This window comes from Salinirussus salinus, assembly GCF_009831455.1.
GTDB lineage: Archaea > Halobacteriota > Halobacteria > Halobacteriales > Haloarculaceae > Salinirussus > Salinirussus salinus.
Genome location: NZ_WOWO01000002.1, coordinates 1232256 through 1249416, shown reverse-complemented (window position 1 = coordinate 1249416; position 17161 = coordinate 1232256). Strand labels below are relative to the sequence as shown.

The window sequence follows — 17161 nt, the reverse complement described above, 5'->3', positions numbered from 1 at the left end:
CGTGGGACCGGCTGCCGACCGCAGTCCTCAACACGCAGCCCTGCCGACCCTGGGTATGGAGCTGGCGGCCAGGCTACGAGCGGAGGCCCGCCGTGCCGGCGAGCGCCGGCTGCTCGTGCTCGCCGGCGCGGCCGACCGGACCCGCGAGCGCGCCGCCGACGCCCTCGCAGCCGCCGGCGTCACCGACGGCACGTATCTCGGCCCCGCCGATGCGGCACTCGCTGCCCCGGTACTCGACTCCACCGAACACCTCCCGCTGGACCGCGCGACCGAACTGCTCGGGACCACCCGCGAGGCGGTCGTCGTCGACTGCCAGGAGGCCTGCCGGCCAAACGCCATCGGCCGTGCGGTGGGCGCCGTGGACGGGGGTGGGCTGCTGCTGTTGTTGACTCCACCCCTCGACGACTGGCCCGACCGCCGGGACGGCTTCGACGCGACGCTCGCCGTTCCTCCCTTCGAGCGGTCCGACGTGTCGGGCCACTTCCGCCGGCGGCTCGTCGACACGCTGCGGGCCCACCGCGGGGTCGCTGTCGTCGACGTCGACACCGGGGCCGTCGAGCGGGAGGGCCTGACTGACCCGCCACCACGCAGAGCGCCACCCGACCCCGAGCCGCCCGAGGACCACCGCTTCCCGGCCGCTGCCTACGAGGCCTGCCGGACGGCCGACCAGGCCGGGGCCGTCGCCGCCTTCGAGGAGTTCGAGGCGCTCGTCCTCGAGGCCGACCGCGGCCGCGGGAAATCGAGCGCCGCCGGCCTGGCCGCGGCCTGTCTCGCCCGCGAGGGCCGGGACGTGCTCGTCACCGCCCCCGCCTACCGCAACGCCCGCGAACTGTTCGCCCGCGTCCGGGAGCTGCTCGCGGACCTGGGCGCCCTCGCTGACCAGGACGCTCCCGAGAACCCCCGTCGCCTGAACACCGGGGACGGCCGGGTCCGCTTCCTCCCGCCCGCCGAGGCAGCGGAGCTGCCCGAGGACCCCGACCTCGCCATCGCCGACGAGGCTGCCGCCCTCCCGGTCGCGCGCCTGGAGGCGTTGCTCGAGGCGCCGGCGGCCGCCTTCGCCACGACCGTCCACGGCTACGAGGGTGCGGGCCGGGGCTTCGACGTGCGCTTTCGGGACCGTTTGGCGGAATCCGGCCGGGACGTGCGGGAGGTCACGCTGGCCACGCCGATCCGCTACGCGCCCTGTGACCCGGTCGAGGTGTGGGCCTTCCGCGCGCTCGCGCTGGACGCCCGCCCGGCCGTGGACCCGCTCGTCGCCGACGCTGAGCCCGAGACGGTCGAATTCCGGCGACTCTCCTCGGCCGACCTGCTCGCCGACGAGCACCTCCTTCGGGAGGCCTTCGGCCTGCTCGTGACCGCTCACTACCGGACGGAGCCCGACGACCTCGCGCGGCTGCTCGACGCCCCGAACGTCGCCGTCCGGGCGCTGCTGCAGGGCGACCACGTCGCCTCGGTTGCCCTGCTCGCCCGGGAGGGCGGGCTGCCCGCGGACCTGCGGGGACGGATGTACGCCGGCGAGCGCGTGCGCGGGAACATGGTCCCCGACGTGCTGACCACGCAGTGTCGCGACGAGCGCGCGGGCGTCCCGGTCGGCTGGCGCGTCCTCCGGATCGCCACCCACCCCGCCGCACGCTCGCGGGGCCTGGGCTCGCTGCTGCTCGAGCGCGTTCGGTCGGAGGCCGGCGACCGCGACCTCGACTACCTCGGCGTCGGCTACGGCGCCACGCCCGCCCTCGTCGACTTCTGGGCCGACAACGGCTTTCGGACCGTCCACCTCTCGACGACCAGAAACGAGCGCAGCGGCGAGCACTCCGCGGTGATGGTCGCCCCGGTCTCCGCGGCCGGACGGGAGCTGCTCGACCGCCACACCGGCTGGTTCCTGCGGCGAGTACCGGGCATGCTCGCGGACCCGCTCTCCGGTGTGGAGCCGGACGTGGTGCGGGCGGCCCTGCGAGCAGTCGACCACGACGGGACCGTCGGCCCGGATACCGCCGACGGCGCACCCGCGCTCGACATCTCGGAACTGGAGTGGCGGGTCGTCACCGGCACCGCCGAGGGAGCGGCTATCTTCGATACCGCACCCCGCCCGTTCCGGCGGCTGGCGCTTCACCACCTCGCCGGAGGGGCTGACACCGGTGACGGCTCCCTCCCGGAGGGCGCCTCTCGGGTCGACGCCCGCGCCGAGCGCCTGCTCGTCCTGAAAGCCCTGCAGGCCCGCCCCTGGCCGGAGGTCGCCGACGCGCTCGACTACCCCTCGACCGCCGAGTGCAAGCGGGCGATGGGCCGGGTCGCCGGCAGCCTCGTCGACCGGTACGGGACGGAGGCCGCACGCGAGGACCGGAGGCGGTTGCGGTGACCGCGAGCGCGGCGATGCCCGACGCGGTCCCGCTCGTTCTGGGCGTCGACCTCCCGGTGCTCGTGGCCTTCGCCCTCCTGGTCGCGGGCGTTCTGGGGAGTGTCCTCCCGCTGGTCCCGGGGCCGGCGCTGTCCGTCGCCGGCGTGCTGGTCTACTGGTGGGCCAGCGGCTACGCCGACCCCTCGACGGTCGTGCTGGTCGCGCTCCTGTTCGTCGGGCTGCTCGGCGTCGCGGTCGACCTCTTCGGCGGCGCGCTCGGGGCGTCCGCCGGCGGCGCGTCCGCCACGACGACGGCCGCGGCCGGGGTCGTCGGACTGGCGCTGTTTTTCGTCGCCGGTCCCGTCGGGATCGTCGTCGGGGTCGCGGGGACGGTCTTCCTGGTCGAGTACCTCAGGGCCCGCGACGCCCGTGGCAGCGCCAGGGCCGCGCTCGGAGCGGTCGTCGGCATCCTCGCCTCGGCGCTGGTCCAGCTCCTGCTCGCGCTCTCGATCCTGGTGGCGATGGTGCTGGTCGCGCTGGTCTGAGCGAGCGTTACTGACGGGAACGAAGCCGGTCCGCGCGGCAGTGTTTAGTGTAGCAGAGACGGGACTCACTCCAGCAAGAAAGCCCCCGGAGGCTCGCAGGCTGCGACTCGCTACGCTCCTCACTGCGTTGCGGTGCTTACGTGGTCTCGCTCCGCGAGCCTCCGGCCCCTTTCTGTCCCGCCCAGTCTGGACAGCCGAGTCGGGCGGGACTGAAAGGGGCGGGCGTCTGGACGACGGCGGACGACGCAAGGACCGCAGTGAGGTCTCCGCGAGTGTAACGAGCGGAGGCTCGGCAGACGAACGGAGTGAGTCTGCCGGTGCCCCCGAATCCAGACGTCCGGGGCTTTCCTGCTGTTCTCAACACCTCTGGCGGTACGACTGCCTAACTAAACGCGACCGTCCGCGCACCGGAAACGCTTGTAAACCGCGCACACGAAGGGGGCGCATGGAGTGTACCCAGGAGGACTGTGCCCGGGAGGCGAGCTTCGAGTTGCACATCCCCTGGACGGAGAACAGAGTGGTGTGTGCGGCCCACGCCCGCGTCGAGAGCCGACAGGAGGGGGTCGTCGCGGACGCGCTGGAGACGGCCGACGACGAACTGCCTGACGGGGCGGCCTAGAGCTCCCTTGCCATCATCACCTCGTCGATGTACTCGCCGTCGAGCTTGTAGTGGCCCTCGCGGACGGCCTCGACTTCCCATCCCCGCCCCTCGAGGAACTCGATGGCGTCCTCGTTCGTGGAGGGGATGGAGTTGTAGATCCGCTCGAACCCCTGGGACTGGCCCCACTCCAGGCCCCGCTCGAGGAGGTGGCTCCCGATGCTGTTGCCACGGTACTCCTCGAGGACGCCGACGGTGAGTTCGGCGGTGTGGGCGAGCTTCGCGCTTTCGGGGTGTTTGAGGTGGACCCAGCCCACCACCTCGCCGTCGACGGTAGCGACGAAGAAGATGCGCGATTCGAGTTCGTTGTGCCGGAGCAGGACGCCCTCGCTGTCGACGACGTCGGCGACCGTCTCGGCGTCGACGTAGGCGCCGCCGCCGATGGCCTGCCGGATCGCGCCGACCAGCCCCGTCAGGTCCTCCTCGCGGGCCTGCCGGATGGCGAACTCGACGTCCTCGGCCTCGAACTCCTCCTCGGTGCCTGCCTCGAACGCGATCCGGAGTCTCCCGTCGGCCTCCTCCAGCACCCCGTCCCGCTTGAGGATGGCCGCGTGGTGGCCGAAGGCCCGCTCGCCCATGTTCAGCGACTTCCGGACCTGCTTCGGTCGGCTCGCGCCGTGTGACTCGATGTACTCGTAGATGTCCTCCCGGTCGTCGTGGTCGAACTCGAGTGTCTCCGTCAGTTCCATGTGGGTTGGTATCACGGCCCGGTATTTAACGGTTTGTCCCGGAGTATGCGGTGGCTACGGACGTTTCGAGAGCGGTGAACCGGACGAAGGAAGGGGGTAACCGCTAGCGAGGTCGCGTTACTGCCGCTCGGGGACGTGCGTCAGCAGCTGGGCGACGTCCTTGATGTTGCGGGTGTCCAGCAGCAGGTCCGCGGCCTCCCGGAGCGCGAAGTCGGCGTCCAGCTCGACGCCGTAGCAGGCGGCGTAGAGCTCGAACCACTCGTTCATCGCCCCCTCCAGGGCGTGGTACTCCTCTGGCGGGAAGTGGACCATGTGCTGGCCGGTCCGGGCCTCGACGAACAGCGAGACTGCCGGCCCGGCCCCCTCCCGGAGGTAGTCCATCGCCCCCTCCTCGTCGGGCGGGTCGACCGGCGGCTCGAAGGCCTCACGGTCCCGCTCGGCCTCGGCCGCGAGGTCGTGGATCCGCTCGGTGAACCGGGCCCGTGCCGAACTCATCCCTGCTTGAACTCGACGCCCTTGCCGCCGGGCGGGTGTTCCCACTTCGTGTCGGCGACGACCGCGCAGGTGCCACACTCGACGCAGGGCTGGGTGTCCAGACTCACCACCCGCTCCTCGCGGCCGTTGGACTTGACGGTCTCCTCGCGGTAACAGCCCCCGCCGAAGTCCTTGGCGCTGACCGGACAGGCCGTCACTGCCGTCCCGCTGGCCGCGAAGCTGTTGTCCTGGAGTTCGATGTGGGGGTCGTCGACGTCGTAGGTCAGGTCGCCGATGCGGTCGTCGAGCTCCGGTGGCTCGACGTCGTTCTCGGCGTCGACCCGCGTCCCCAGCGTCTCCCCGATCTTCGTCGGGACGTCGACGTAGGAGAAGCGGGTGTCGGGGATCATCCCGAGCACGAACGGGGAGTTGAAGGCGCGCTCGACGAGCCCGCCGAACAGCTTGATCCCCGCGGTGCCGACCGGCGAGTTGACCAGCCCGCTCTGGACCCTGTTCAGGACGCCGTTCTCGGTGAGCGACCGGGTCCAGCGGTACCGCCGCGGGCGCAGCTTCTTCAGGACGCCCTCCGAGCGGAGTTTCTGCTCGTAGAGGTCGCCGACTGCGCCGGGGTCGTTGCGGCTTTTCGCCTCGGTGAAGGCCTCGCCGACCAGCCCGCCGGCGGTGACCGCGTGGTTCATGCCCTTGATGATCGGCCCCTGGGCCTGCATCTGGCCGGCCGCGTCGCCCACGAGCACGAGCCGGCCCTGGTGTGGCGAGGGGTGGGCCACCTTCTTCGAGTCGGGGACGAGCTTCGCGGAGTACTCCCGCTCCTCGTACTCGCCCTGAAGCCACTGGTCCATCAGCGGGTGGGTCAGCAGGCCGTCGAGCAGCTCGTGGGGCTCGGCGCGCTCCTCGGCGATCGAGTCGAGGTGGAAGACGGTCCCGATCGACAGCGACTCCTCGTTGGTGTAGAGAAAGCCCCCGCCGCGGACGCCGTCGAAGAGGTCGCCCGAGAACAGGTGGGCCACGCCCTCGTCGTCCTCGAGGCCGAAGCGCTCGTTGATGTCCTCGCGGTCCATCTCGACGACGGCCTTGACGCCCTGGAACCACTCCTCGGGCTCGTCCCAGTCCATCAGGCCGGCGTCCCTGGCGAGTTCGGAGTTGACCCCGTCCGCGGCGACGACCAGGTCCGCGCGGATCGGGTCGAGTTCGTCGCAGGTGACGCCGACGATCTCGCCGCCCTCGCGGAGCAGCCCGTTGACGCGGACGCCCGTGAGGAGACCGCCGCCGGTCTCGCGGGTCTTCTCGTGGACCCGCTCGGCCAGCCAGGAGTCCATCTTCCGCCGGAGGACGGCGTCACACCACTCGGTGTCGTGCTGGTGGACCCCCTCGAGGTCGAAGGTCTTGACCTTCTCGCCGGCCACGTTGTGGATGTAGTGCTCGTCGACCGCCCGCTCGGTCGCCGCCTCCCGCACGTCGGGGAAGAAGTCGTCGATCGTGTAGGGGGCGGACTCCTCGGCGTAGATCAGCCCGCCGGAGACGTTCTTCGAGCCCGCGTCGACGCCCCGCTCGAGGACCAGCGTCTCGACGCCGCGCTCGGCCAGCGAGGCCGCCGCGGCCGCGCCGCCGGGACCGGCCCCGACGACGACTGCCTCGTAGTGTTCGTCAGTCATTGCTCACCTCTGCGATCGCCTCGGCGAACTCGCCGGCCTCGATCGCCTCCACCAGCCGGGGGATCACCTCGAAGAGGTCGCCCTGGATGTAGTAATCGGAGAAGTCCCGGATGTCCGCGTCCGGGTCCTCGTTGATCGCGACGATGGTGTCGGACTCGTCCATGCCGACCTTGTGCTGGACCGCCCCGGAGATGCCCGCGGCGATGTAGAGGTCGGGCTCGACGACCTGGCCGGACTCGCCGATCTGGCGTTCTTCCGTGATGTACTGCTCGACGTGACCGTCGAACTGGTAGGAGGCGGTGATGACGCCCCGCGAGAGCCCCATGTCGGCCTCCTCGAACTGGTCGGTCAGTTCGAGACCGAGCTCGATCCCCTCGGTGGGGTTCTCGCCGATCCCCCGGCCCATCGCGACGACGACGTCGTTGCCCGTGAGGTCGACCCCCTCGTCTAGCCGGTCGTAGTCGGTCACTTCCACCTGGAACCAGTCGTCGGGCAGCTCGAGGTCGTGTTCGGTCACCTCGCCCTCGCGCTCGTGGTCGGGCTCGGGTACCTCGAAGGCACCCGGGATGACGGAGGCGCCCTGCGGGTGGAAGTCCCGGTGTGGTTTGTCGATACAGAGGATGGTGGAGTACTCGAACCCGGAGAAGTCCGGCCGCTTCATGTGGAGGATCCGCTCGAACTCCTTGGAGTCGCCGGGCGTGCCGGTCTTCGCCGGATTGGAGATCATCGCCTCCTCGATGTACAGCCCCGAACAGTCCGAGGCCAGCCCGGAGTCGAGCTCGCCCTGGACGAGCGCCGAGAGGTCCCGGCCGTTGTTCGTCGCCGGGAAGACCGTGTAGCGGGGCTCGTGGTAGTCCCGCCAGTCGGCCTCCCAGTCCCGGCACATGTTGACGAAGATCTCGGTGTAGGGCTTGTGCCGGAACCGCTCCAGCCGCTCGTCTTCGTGGTAGACCACGCGGTCGGCGCCGTAGGCGACCGCCTCCTCGGTCAGCCCTTCGACCTCGTCGCCGATGATCACCGCGACGACCTCCTCGGGCTCGCCGTTCTCGTCGCCGCCGTACCGGCCGGAGGGCTCGTCTTCCGTGGCCTCGGACGGGTCGGCGTTGTACAGGTCCATCAGCTCCCGGGCCTTGCCGAGCATCTCCCGGGAGACGTCGATCAGCTCGCCGCGCTGGGTCTCGCAGTAGACCCACATGTCGCGGTACTCGCCGCCGACGGTCCCCTCGACGTACTGCTTGTCAGCGGTCGGATGGTCGAGGTCGGGGTGTTTCTCCTCGGGGGGGACGTACTCGACTTCCGTCTCCTCCTCCTCGTCGCTGCCCTCGATGGACTGGATGCGGCTCTCGATCTGCTCTTTGGCGCCCTTCCGGTCCTTGCCCTCCTTCTCCCGCTCCAGCAGACCCTCCAGCACGTCGACCTCCTCGACGTCGCGGACCATGTTGGCGATGTCGGCGATGGTCAGCTCCGTCAGGTCGACCTCGCTGGGGTCCTGTTCGTCCTCGTCGTCGCCGGCCACCTTCTCGAGGCGGTCCTCGATGAGCGTGACGACGGGGGCGCGCCCCTCGCCGCCTTTCTCCATGGCCAGCATCTCCTCGAGTTCCTGCTCGTCGTCGATATCCTTGATCTTCGGTCCGAGGTCGGCGATCTCGTGGTCGGTGGGGTCGATTTCCGGCATGGTCAGTCACCTGCCGCGTAGGGCTCCATCTCCTCGAGCACGTCGCCCATCCCCTCGGCGTCGTCGGGGTCGACCATCGTCGCCTCCCGCTCGGAGGGCGCTTTCGGGATCGGGTCGACGCCCGCGACGATCGTCGGCGAGCCGTCCAGCCCGATGAAGTCGGGGTCGAGATTCAGGTCCTCCTGGTTCCACATGGTGAAGTGCTCGAAGTCGGTCATCTCCTTCTCCGAGTCGTCGGCGAGGTACTCGCCGAACTCGGCGGCCCGCTGCTGGGTCTGCTCCCGGAAGTCCTTGTGCCGGAGCCGGTGCTCGGCCTTCCGGTAGCTGGCCTCGAACTCGGGGTCCGCGACGATGAACGCTGGCAGCTCGGCCTCGATGGTCTCGATCTCGGAGATGTCACCCTCGACGAGGCGTTTCGCGCGCACCGTGCCCGCCTCCTCGTCGATGTCCAGCGCGATGACGTGGGTGATCAGCGGCCGGTCGGTCATCTCCTCGTTGATGTCGATACACCAGTTGGTCTGGGGACCGGTGTGGCCGGTCTCCCCGTCGGCGGTCTTGAAGCCCGCGAACACCAGGTCCGGTTCCTCCTCGAGGTGTTCCAGCCCGGTGGTGACGGTCATCGCCGTCGCCCACGTGTCGGCCGCGCCCATCTCGCGGTCCGAGAGGAGATAGAGGTCGTCGGCGTAGACGTCCTGCATCCCCTCCTGGAGGACCTCCGCGTAGCCGGGCGGCCCCATGCTCATCAGCGACACTGTACCACCGTGGCGCACCTTCGTCTGGAGGGCAGCACGCAGCGCGTGCTTGTCGTTGGGGTTCATCACCGTCGGTGTCTTCCCCCGCTCCAGGTGTCCGTCCTCGTCGAAGGACACCTGCCCCTCTCTGAAGTCCGGCACGCCTTTCGTCAGTACGACGCTTCTGATTGACATTCTTTACCGTGTGTGAGACCCACATCCAGTACCTTCTAAGCCTTACGATACACGTCACGTAACTGCCAGCAGTGGGGCGGTTCGGCCGGTCAGAACGGGGAGAGCCACGGCTCGACGGCCGGGAGTGGCGTGGCGGCCCGGCGGGGCCGGTGCTGGTAGAGGCCGGCTACCGTTGCCCCGGCGACGGAAGGTCCCCTCCAGCCGGGGGCAGAGCTGACGGAGCGGTGTCGGGCGCGCGCCTCAGGTCCGCCGGTCAGCGGGCTCGCAGGTCATATCCGGCCGGCCCGCGAGGGGTCGACGTCGATGGCGTCGACCGGGCAGACGTCGACACAGAGCATACAGTCGATACACTGGTCCTCGTGGGTCGGGTCGGCCTTGATCTCGCTCTCGGGGTGGCCGGGCGTGTCCACCCACTCGAAGACGTCGACGGGACAGTCCTCCAGACACGCCCCGTCGGCGATACAGAGGTCGAAGTCCACGGCCACGTGCGTCCCGTGAATCCCCTGAACCTCGTCGGTCGGGTCCTCGCCGTCCTGCGTCCAGACGCGGTGTCCCTCGTGGCGCTCGACTTCCTCGTAGGTCTCCTCGAATTCGGGATCGATGGCCATTGGTACCTGATATCAGTCAGCGGCTGAACTTAAAGCTTTGACCGAACCGGCATCCGTCGCCCCTGCCGCCGGGCATCTCTCCCGCTCAGGGGTGAGCGTAGTAAGCGACGGTTCCCTCGCCGTCGACCTCGTCCAGGCGGACGAAGCCGACGCGCTCGAACTGCAGGCGGTCCCCGGCGCCGTACTCCAGCACGCCCGGCTCGGCGAACCCCGAGACGTCCCCCTCCGTCGTCCGCATCCGGGTGGGGACGTTGGCTTCCGCGGGCACCCAGTGGACCACGTCGACGCCCTCCTCGCGGACGACCGAGATGTCCGCGTCGACGTACTCGAAGGCGTCGCGGGTGTGTCTGACACAGCCGTAGCCTTTCAGCCAGGCGCGCTCGCCGTGGCCGGGCAGGTCGTCGCCCTCGACGAGCACGCTGTCGACGACGGGGATGTGCCGGCTCCCTCGCTCGTCGTGGTCGGGGTGGACCGGCGGCTCGCCAGCCGCGGGACCGCCGAGCACCTGCCGCTCGACCGCGCCGCCGCCGGCCTCGGGGTCGTCCCGCACGAGGAACGCGCGGTCGGTGTTGTCGTCGATCAGTTCGCGGTTGTGGGCGTAGACGTTCGACATCGCGAGGTCGACGTTCGAGGTCGAGGTGCCAAGGTCGACCATCGCGCGGACGATGGCCTCGCCCTCGATCCCCCGGCGGCGGAGGCTCGCGACCGTGGGCGCTCGGGGGTCGTCCCACCCGTCCAGCCGGCCCTCGGCGATGTACTCCTGGATGGTCGAGGAGGAGAGGGGGACGTCGTACTCGTCGACCTGGACGTGGCCCCAGTGGACGACCTCGGGGTACTCCCAGCCGAAGTAGTCGTAGAGAAAGCCCTGCCGCTTCGCGGAGTCCTGGAGGTCGATCCCCCGGATGATGTGGGTGACGCCGAGCAGGTGGTCGTCGACCCCGCTCTGGAAGTCCAGCATCGGCCAGCAGCGGTACTCGCTCGCTTCCTCGCGGGGGTGGGGAGTGTCGACCATCCGGAAGGCCACCCAGTCCCGCAGCGCGGGGTTCTTGTGCTCGATGTCCGTCCGCACTCGGAGGACGATCTCGCCGCTGTCGTACTCGCCGTCGACCATCGCCTCGAACTCCTCGCGGCTCTCCTCGGGGGGCTTGTCCCGGTGGTCGCAGGCACGGCCGCTGTTTTTCAGCTCCGAGAAGTGCTCCTGGGGGCACTCGCAGGTGTAGGCCCCGCCGGCCTCGACCAGCTCGCGGGCGTGGTCGTAGTAGGTCTCGACGCGGTCGCTGGCCCGGACCACCTCGTCGGGCTCGAACCCCAGGTAGTCGATGGCGTCGAGGATCGCGTCGTAGGCGTCCAGGTCCGGCCGTTTGGTCTCGGGGTCGGTGTCGTCGAAGCGGCAGACGAACTCCCCGCCGTACCGCTCTTTGTAGGTGCCCACCACGGCGGCCATCCGGGCGTGGCCGACGTGCCAGGGGGTGTTGGGGTTGGGAGCGACCCGCATCCGGACGCCGTCCTCGACGTTCGGCAGGTCCGGCAGCGGGTGTTCCTCACCTTCGTCCTCCGACTCCAGTTCCTCCAGTCGCTCCGGCGCGAGCTCCGCCAGGCGCTCCCGTTTCTCGGCCTCGCTCATCGCGTTGACCCGCTCGACGACCGGGGCGACGACGCCGGGAACCTCCCCGCCGTGCTCGCGGAAGTCGGGGTGCTCGCCCATCATCGGCCCGAGGATGGCGTCGACCTGGGCGTCGCTTCCGTGTTTGAGCGCGTTGTAGAGGGCGCTCTCCTCCGCGACGGCCTCCACCCGCGCTTCCAGATCTTCGTCCATACCTGGGCGAACGGGCCCGCGAATAAAGGTCGGCCGGTCTCCGCGCTCGCTCCAGCATTTCAACTTTTTGCCGGGTTGCCGACTGCGCGACCGCCCTGGGTTTTTGAAATGGGTCGCTCCCCACGGTCCGTGTATGTCACAGACGAGCGTCCGCGGCCGGCTGTGTGCCCTGCTGAATGAGCCAAACCCCGTCTCGCTGACCCTGGCGCTTGCGCTCGGCCTGCTGGGTGTCGGGCTGTACGCCGGCAATCTGGCGGCCGGCGAGGGCGTCGGTCAGGCGTGGTTCGTGGCCTTTCTGACCGCCTACGCCGTCGGCGTCGGCGGCCTGCTCTCCAGGTGGCGCGAGGGCTGACGCTCAGGACTTGTCTTCGTCCGCCCCGGTCCCGGTTTCCGGGGCCGGCGCCGCGCGGGTGGCCGTCGCCTTGAACGAGGCGACGACCCGGTCGCCCTCCGACAGGTCGAGGCGGTCGACGCTTGCTCCCGTGATCAGCGCCCGGAGGGTCGTCTCCCCGCCGACGTCGACGGCAACCCGCGCCAGGTCCCCCTCCCGGTCGAGGGCCGCGACCGTCCCCTCGAACCGGTTGCGGGCGCTCGTCCCCGCCGGCTGCGGGGCGTCGTCGGGGGCGAGCAGACTCACCGCGTCCGAGCGGACCCCGACCTGAACCGTCTCAGCCTCGGCGGGCACCAGCGCTCGCAGCATCCCCGCCGGCGTCTCGACGGTCCCTAGCCGCTCGCCGCGGTCGACGACCCGCCCCGAGACGACGGACTCCTCGGCCCGGGCGAGCCCCGAGAACTCCGCACGGAGACGGTCGAAGCGGGCCAGAAGCTCGCGCGCGTTCGGCGTGAGCGCGCTCCCGCCGCCGCCCGCGCCGCCGCGCTCGCTGACCACCAGCGGTCCGACCGTCTCCTCGAGTTCGGTGACCCGCTGCTGGATCCGGGCGTAGGAGCGCCCCAGTTCCTCGGCCGCCCGGTACATCGAGCCGTACTCGTCGATCCCCCGCAGGGCTTCGACGTCGCGCTCGTCGACCGTCGCGCCGTCGACCTCGATGTACGGGTCGCCGCCCGCGTCCATGTTGTGGTGTCGAGTCACCGGCCCCATATCAGTGCACCGGCGGTCAGTACACCAGCTCCCCGGAGGCGAACTGCCGGGTGCGCTCGTCGGCCGTGTTCTCGAAGACCTGCTCGGTCGGGCCGTGCTCGACGACGCCGTCGCCCGGAAGTACCGCCGCCCGGTCGGCGGCCCGCTCGGCCTGGTGCATGTCGTGGGTCGCGAGCACGGCGCCGATGCCGCTGGCCCGGGCCGCGTCGACCGCCTCCTCGATGACGGCCGTGTTCCGCGGGTCGGGGTCCGGGGCGGGACGCGACCGCTGTCTCACTCGACGTCGTCGAGTGTCGTGACGGTGGCCACGTCGACGACGGTCCGGTTTGCCAGGTCGACAGTGGCGTGGTATCTCGTCTCCCTGCCGCCGGGCGGGCTGACCTGCACGGACGCCATGTCACGGACGTACTGGGGCTCGCGGTCGACGACGACCTCGTCGGATCCCGTCGAGACGTTCATCACGTAGACCGTTTTGTTAGCCGAGACCGTGGAGCTGTTCTCCGCCGTCCGAACCTGTTCGACATCGAGCTCGACGGTCTGCAGCTTCCGGACGGGGTCGACGGTCAGCTCGTAGGCGTCCATCCGCTCCAGGGCCCGACTCACCGTCTCGTTTTCCCGCGCGACCCGTCTGGCGAGTTCGCGGTCGGCCTCGCTCAGCGGCGTCGACGACTCGGTCTCGACCGCGAACGTCCCGGGGCCGGTCCGGCTGATCCGCACCTCGGAGTCGGCGGTCAGGTTCGCGAGCTTCGTCCGGTCACCGCCGGCGGTGGTGAAGGTGACGTTGTCCGAGACGACGAACTCGCCGGCGGGGGCGTCCGGGGTGGCCGTTCCGGTCAGGCCGACGACGGTACCGACGCCGGCCAGCGCGACTCCCGTCGCGGCGAGCGCGGCCAGAAGGGCGAGCCGGGAGGCGGGGACCTCGGGCATCACCTCCCACTTGGGCGAAAAGCCTCATCAGCGCTGCGGTGAAACGCCTTCCGAACCGGTTCGAAACCCGTTACACAGCCGTTTCAGCCCCGCTCGCTCCGGCTGAAGCGTTACCTATTTTTGCCCGTCGGGTGGTCGATCACACATGGACCTGCGGGCCCTCCAGAGCAGCCAGTTACTCGCCGCGGCGGCCGTCGTCGCCGCGTCGATGGTCCTCGCCCTCCAGTTCGTCAATCCCTCGCCGGTGGTGGTCTCGCTGACCGAGAACGGCTCCGAGACGACCGAGATCGGCGGCTTCTTCACCTACGGTGACACGTTCCTCGTCGCCCTCGCCGGGTTCGTCGCCGGGGGCGCCAGCGTCTATCTCACGCTTGACACCCCCGGGAGGGGTTCCGAGGAGTCAAGATCCGCCACACCCGAGCCGGCACCACAGGCCGAGCCAGGGCCCGACGGCGCCACCCCGAGCGAGACCCTCCTCGAGCGCCGCCGCGAGGAGTGGACCGAGACCGCCGACCGGCTCGGTGACACCGAGGGGGCCATCTACGAGGCGGTGCTGGAGGCCGACGGCGTGCTGGCCCAGAGCGAGGTCGTCGAGCGGACCGACTTCTCGAAGGCGACGGTGAGCCGGGCGCTCGACAGCCTGGAGACGAAAGACCTCGTCGAGCGCAAGCGCCGCGGGATGGGCAACGTCGTCCTTCTCCTCTGAGTTTGTGTCCGTCTGCCCCGGCCGGACTGGCGGCAACCCGACCGTTGGGAAGGGTTTTCGTCCGCTGTTTCCGGGCCTTTCCAACGGGTGCTTATCCGGAGTTTCACACAAGGGGTAAGCGAGTGGTTCCGGTCCCTCGGGGTAGCCGCCCTGGTCCGCGGGACACCGGGCCACGACATGAACCATGCCATCGAAATCACTCGCGTTCGCCTTCGCGGCCGCGATGGTCGTCACCACTGTCGCCGGTGGCGCCGTCGTCGCCGCGAACGCGGACTCCGCCCCGCTTGACGCACCGCCCGACGACCAGACGGAGCCCTCCGACTCCGCACCCGACATGACGCAGTCGAGAGCTTCCGACTCCCCCAGCCCAGCGACCGCTCCGAACGCGACGTTCCCCGACTCCCTCGAGAAAGTCGTCTACGAGCGCGTGGACGAACACACCCGTCGCGTCACCTTCGTCACCGACGCTCACCGGTTCACCATGGAACCCCGCGCGGTCGGCTTCGCGGACGCCGGGGCGACGATCCCCCGGAGCTTCTCGTTCACCCCCGGAGACCGGCTCGACCTCGATGAGGGAACGGTCTCCGAGCCCGGGAGCAACGGCACCCTGCGGATCGACATCCCCGACGACGCCGACATCGAGCCGGCCGGGGAGTTCGACCCCGACGTCCCGGTCGCCGACGCGCCCGAGGAGGTCCGCTTCGACGCCGCCAACGGGACCGTCACCGTGACGACGGCCGACGGGACGCACACGCTTGCGCCGACGGCCGTCGTCGCCAACGACACCGGGACCGTCACCTACCACTTCGACGAGGTCGCCCTCGTGCACATGGTCGACGCCGACGACGGGAGTAACGGGACGACTGTCCCCTTCCCCCGGTCGCTCGAACGCGTGAGCTACGACGCGTCGGCCGAGGACGTTCCCCCGGTCGGCTTCACCACCGACGGCCACTACTTCCGGATGAGCCCGACGGTCGTCTCGCTTGCCGGCGGCCCCGGAACGGTGCCAACCCTGTTCGACTTCACACCGCTGCTCGAACTGGACCTCGGCGGGGAAGCCGTCTCCGGAGGCGAGAGTACAACCGACGGTGTGAGGGAGACCGCCCTCCCCGAGAACGCGACGGGTGACCCGGTCCGCGAGTTCGACCCCGAGGCCCCCGTCGCCGACGCGCCGGAGGAGGTCCGCTACGACGCCGCCGACCGCACCCTCACCGTCGTGACGGCCGACGGCACGGAGACCTTCGACGTCGAGGCGGTGAGCTGGACCGACGACGGGATCGTCTCCTACCACCTCGAACAGCCGACGGTGATCGACGTGGTGCTCCAGGATGGCCCGACCGACGGCGGGCTCGCCCTGAAGACGGACGGGTAGCCAGCCCTCCGGGCTGTCGGGCGTTCGGTCCCGAGGCCCGCGAGCCGCCCGGTCCCACGGCGTCCCAAACCGATTGCCCCGCCGCTTGAAGTGGACCGGGCCCGTCGTAGACGTATGCGCCTTCACTGGCACCGCCGGGACCTCCGGGTGGCCGACAACCGCGGGCTCGCCCGCGCCGCCGAGGACACCGCCGTTCCCGTCTTCGTCTTCGACCCCACAGTGCTGGAACACGGCGCGCCGCCCCGGGTCGCGTTCATGCTCGACGCACTCGACGCGCTGCGGGCGGCCTACCGTGAGCAGGGCAGCGACCTGGTCGTCGCCCGCGGCAACCCCGTCGAGGTCGTTCCGGCGCTCGCCGACGAGTACGACGCCGACCTGGTCACCTGGAACCGCGACTACTCCGGGCTGGCCCGCCGCCGGGACGCTGCGGTCCGGCAGGCGCTGGACGAGGCCGGCGTCGACCGGGAGGCAGTCCACGACGCCGTCCACCACGAGCCCGGGTCGATCACGACCAACGACGGCGACCCCTACGCCGTGTTCACCTACTTCTCGAAGAAGTGGCACGACCGGCCGAAAGCCGACCCCGTCGAGCCGCCGGACGGTGGCGGCCTGGCGGACGTGGAGGGCGACCCGCTCCCGACGCTCGCCGACCTCGGCTTCGAGGAGCCGGAGGCCGACGTGCCGGCGGCGGGCACCGCGGTCGCCAGGGACCTGCTGGAGCGGTTCTGCGAGGGGCCCGCATACCGGTACGGGGAGCGCCGGGACTACCCCGCCGAGGACGTCACCTCCCGGCTGTCACCCCACCTGAAGTACGGCACTATCGGTATCCGGGAGGTCTACGGGCGGGCCGACCGCGCCCGTGCGGACGCGCCCGACGAGGACGCCCGCGAGAGCGTCTTCGAGTTCCTCGACCAGTTGGCCTGGCGGGAGTTCTACACACAGGTGCTGTGGGCCAACCCCGAGGTCGTCGACTCGAACTACAAGGAGTACGAACACGCCGTCGAGTGGCGCGATGACCCCGAGGCGCTGCAGGCCTGGAAGGACGGGCGGACGGGCTATCCCATCGTCGACGCCGGGATGCGACAGCTCCGCGCGGAGGCGTGGATGCACAACCGCGTCCGCATGATAGTCGCCTCCTTTCTGACGAAGGACCTGCTGGTCGACTGGCGGGAGGGGTACGCCTGGTTCCGCGAGAAGCTGGCCGACCACGACACCGCGAACGACAACGGCGGCTGGCAGTGGGCCGCCTCGACCGGCACGGACGCCCAGCCGTACTTCCGGATCTTCAACCCGATGACCCAGGGGGAGCGGTACGACCCCGACGCGGAGTACGTCCGCGAGTACGTCCCCGAACTGGAGGGCGTGCCCGCCGACGCCATCCACTCCTGGCACGAACTCGACCCCGGGACCCGCGAGATGCACGCCCCGGACTACCCCCACCCTATCGTCGACCACGGGAAGCGCCGCGAGGAGGCGCTGGCGATGTTCGAGAAAGCGAGGGGCGACGACTGAACGCCAGGGAAGGAGTCGCCCCTCGTGGTGGAGCGGCGAGTGTATGCGAGCCGCGGAACAGAGCGAGCGGGAGCGAAGCGACACGCGGGAAGCGAGCGGAGGGGAACGCGGGGCGGGTACCGACCGGTAAGTCCCGGCTATCGAAG

General features: G+C 70.3%; 16 protein-coding genes and 1 pseudogene. 7 read left to right on the top strand and 10 right to left on the bottom strand.

What is annotated here, in order from left to right; translation table 11 throughout:
- Window positions 1-55: 55 nt before the first annotated feature.
- From tmcA to GN153_RS17505, 3 genes are all read left to right on the top strand, one after another.
- Window positions 56-2356 carry a tRNA(Met) cytidine acetyltransferase TmcA gene (tmcA, locus tag GN153_RS09760; protein WP_159902116.1) on the top strand — a complete coding sequence of 767 codons (2301 nt, stop codon included), beginning with the start codon at window positions 56-58 and terminating at the stop codon, window positions 2354-2356.
- A gap of 14 nt (window positions 2357-2370) precedes the next feature.
- Window positions 2371-2880 carry a DUF456 domain-containing protein gene (locus GN153_RS09755; protein WP_159902264.1) on the top strand — a complete coding sequence of 170 codons (510 nt, stop codon included), beginning with the start codon at window positions 2371-2373 and terminating at the stop codon, window positions 2878-2880.
- 445 nt (window positions 2881-3325) lie between these two features.
- Window positions 3326-3499, top strand: coding sequence for a hypothetical protein (locus tag GN153_RS17505; protein WP_201287842.1), 174 nt, complete (start codon window positions 3326-3328; stop codon window positions 3497-3499).
- Here GN153_RS17505 and GN153_RS09750 read toward each other — a convergent pair.
- The 7 genes from GN153_RS09750 to GN153_RS09720 all read right to left on the bottom strand — a co-directional run bounded on the left by GN153_RS09750 (window position 3496) and on the right by GN153_RS09720 (window position 11399).
- Window positions 3496-4227, bottom strand: coding sequence for a GNAT family N-acetyltransferase (locus GN153_RS09750; RefSeq protein WP_159902114.1), 732 nt, complete (start codon window positions 4225-4227; stop codon window positions 3496-3498). The two genes, GN153_RS17505 and GN153_RS09750, sit on opposite strands and share 4 nt — an antisense overlap.
- Before the next feature lie 117 nt (window positions 4228-4344).
- On the bottom strand, window positions 4345-4722 hold the full coding sequence (locus GN153_RS09745; protein WP_159902112.1) for a hypothetical protein: 378 nt from the start codon (window positions 4720-4722) through the stop codon (window positions 4345-4347).
- Window positions 4719-6374 (bottom strand): FAD-dependent monooxygenase, encoded by a 1656-nt coding sequence (locus GN153_RS09740; RefSeq protein ID WP_159902110.1) that lies wholly within the window; start codon window positions 6372-6374, stop codon window positions 4719-4721. Before GN153_RS09740 ends, GN153_RS09745 begins: the two co-directional genes overlap by 4 nt.
- On the bottom strand, window positions 6367-8049 hold the full coding sequence (locus GN153_RS09735) for an electron transfer flavoprotein subunit alpha/FixB family protein (protein WP_159902108.1): 1683 nt from the start codon (window positions 8047-8049) through the stop codon (window positions 6367-6369). The genes GN153_RS09740 and GN153_RS09735 overlap by 8 nt, the downstream gene beginning before the upstream one ends.
- Before the next feature lie 2 nt (window positions 8050-8051).
- Window positions 8052-8969 (bottom strand): electron transfer flavoprotein subunit beta/FixA family protein, encoded by a 918-nt coding sequence (locus GN153_RS09730; RefSeq protein ID WP_159902262.1) that lies wholly within the window; start codon window positions 8967-8969, stop codon window positions 8052-8054.
- 275 nt (window positions 8970-9244) lie between these two features.
- Window positions 9245-9583 (bottom strand): 4Fe-4S dicluster domain-containing protein, encoded by a 339-nt coding sequence (locus tag GN153_RS09725; protein WP_159902106.1) that lies wholly within the window; start codon window positions 9581-9583, stop codon window positions 9245-9247.
- Between the two features lie 85 nt (window positions 9584-9668).
- Window positions 9669-11399 carry a glutamate--tRNA ligase gene (locus GN153_RS09720; protein WP_159902104.1) on the bottom strand — a complete coding sequence of 577 codons (1731 nt, stop codon included), beginning with the start codon at window positions 11397-11399 and terminating at the stop codon, window positions 9669-9671.
- A gap of 133 nt (window positions 11400-11532) precedes the next feature.
- Between GN153_RS09720 and GN153_RS09715 the strand changes: the two genes are divergently transcribed.
- Window positions 11533-11751: a hypothetical protein gene (locus GN153_RS09715; protein ID WP_159902102.1), complete on the top strand. Its 219-nt coding sequence runs from the start codon at window positions 11533-11535 to the stop codon at window positions 11749-11751.
- A 3-nt stretch (window positions 11752-11754) separates the two neighbouring features.
- Here the strand turns inward: GN153_RS09715 and GN153_RS09710 are convergent, their stop codons facing one another.
- The 3 genes and pseudogenes from GN153_RS09710 to GN153_RS09700 all read right to left on the bottom strand — a co-directional run bounded on the left by GN153_RS09710 (window position 11755) and on the right by GN153_RS09700 (window position 13425).
- A complete protein-coding gene (locus GN153_RS09710) occupies window positions 11755-12471 on the bottom strand; it encodes a TOBE domain-containing protein (protein WP_159902100.1) in 717 nt (238 codons plus the stop codon).
- Between the two features lie 43 nt (window positions 12472-12514).
- Window positions 12515-12757, bottom strand: a pseudogene (locus GN153_RS09705) (phosphate ABC transporter ATP-binding protein); the annotation flags it as partial.
- Window positions 12758-12771: 14 nt separating this feature from the next.
- The gene (locus GN153_RS09700; RefSeq protein WP_159902098.1) at window positions 12772-13425 is read right to left on the bottom strand and encodes a hypothetical protein; all 654 of its coding nucleotides are present in this window, start codon (window positions 13423-13425) and stop codon (window positions 12772-12774) included.
- Window positions 13426-13570: 145 nt separating this feature from the next.
- Between GN153_RS09700 and GN153_RS09695 the strand changes: the two genes are divergently transcribed.
- From GN153_RS09695 to GN153_RS09685, 3 genes are all read left to right on the top strand, one after another.
- Window positions 13571-14131, top strand: coding sequence for a helix-turn-helix transcriptional regulator (locus tag GN153_RS09695; RefSeq protein WP_159902096.1), 561 nt, complete (start codon window positions 13571-13573; stop codon window positions 14129-14131).
- A gap of 184 nt (window positions 14132-14315) precedes the next feature.
- Entirely contained in the window at window positions 14316-15503 is a 1188-nt protein-coding gene (locus tag GN153_RS09690) for a hypothetical protein (protein WP_159902094.1), read from the top strand.
- A gap of 114 nt (window positions 15504-15617) precedes the next feature.
- Window positions 15618-17015 (top strand): cryptochrome/photolyase family protein, encoded by a 1398-nt coding sequence (locus GN153_RS09685; RefSeq protein WP_159902092.1) that lies wholly within the window; start codon window positions 15618-15620, stop codon window positions 17013-17015.
- Window positions 17016-17161 lie beyond the last annotated feature (146 nt).

Excerpts from the sequence above, each read along its gene's own strand:
- GN153_RS09690 (WP_159902094.1), top strand. The coding sequence starts at position 14,316 with ATGCCATCGAAATCACTCGCGTTCGCCTTCGCGGCCGCGATGGTCGTC.
- GN153_RS09740 (WP_159902110.1), bottom strand. The coding sequence starts at position 6,374 with ATGACTGACGAACACTACGAGGCAGTCGTCGTCGGGGCCGGTCCCGGC.
- GN153_RS09725 (WP_159902106.1), bottom strand. The coding sequence starts at position 9,583 with ATGGCCATCGATCCCGAATTCGAGGAGACCTACGAGGAAGTCGAGCGC.
- GN153_RS09755 (WP_159902264.1), top strand. The coding sequence starts at position 2,371 with ATGCCCGACGCGGTCCCGCTCGTTCTGGGCGTCGACCTCCCGGTGCTC.
- GN153_RS09745 (WP_159902112.1), bottom strand. The coding sequence starts at position 4,722 with ATGAGTTCGGCACGGGCCCGGTTCACCGAGCGGATCCACGACCTCGCG.
- GN153_RS09700 (WP_159902098.1), bottom strand. The coding sequence starts at position 13,425 with ATGCCCGAGGTCCCCGCCTCCCGGCTCGCCCTTCTGGCCGCGCTCGCC.
- GN153_RS09710 (WP_159902100.1), bottom strand. The coding sequence starts at position 12,471 with ATGGACGCGGGCGGCGACCCGTACATCGAGGTCGACGGCGCGACGGTC.
- tmcA (WP_159902116.1), top strand. The coding sequence starts at position 56 with ATGGAGCTGGCGGCCAGGCTACGAGCGGAGGCCCGCCGTGCCGGCGAG.
- GN153_RS09685 (WP_159902092.1), top strand. The coding sequence starts at position 15,618 with ATGCGCCTTCACTGGCACCGCCGGGACCTCCGGGTGGCCGACAACCGC.
- GN153_RS09735 (WP_159902108.1), bottom strand. The coding sequence starts at position 8,049 with ATGCCGGAAATCGACCCCACCGACCACGAGATCGCCGACCTCGGACCG.
- GN153_RS09720 (WP_159902104.1), bottom strand. The coding sequence starts at position 11,399 with ATGGACGAAGATCTGGAAGCGCGGGTGGAGGCCGTCGCGGAGGAGAGC.
- GN153_RS17505 (WP_201287842.1), top strand. The coding sequence starts at position 3,326 with ATGGAGTGTACCCAGGAGGACTGTGCCCGGGAGGCGAGCTTCGAGTTG.
- GN153_RS09750 (WP_159902114.1), bottom strand. The coding sequence starts at position 4,227 with ATGGAACTGACGGAGACACTCGAGTTCGACCACGACGACCGGGAGGAC.
- GN153_RS09715 (WP_159902102.1), top strand. The coding sequence starts at position 11,533 with ATGTCACAGACGAGCGTCCGCGGCCGGCTGTGTGCCCTGCTGAATGAG.
- GN153_RS09695 (WP_159902096.1), top strand. The coding sequence starts at position 13,571 with ATGGACCTGCGGGCCCTCCAGAGCAGCCAGTTACTCGCCGCGGCGGCC.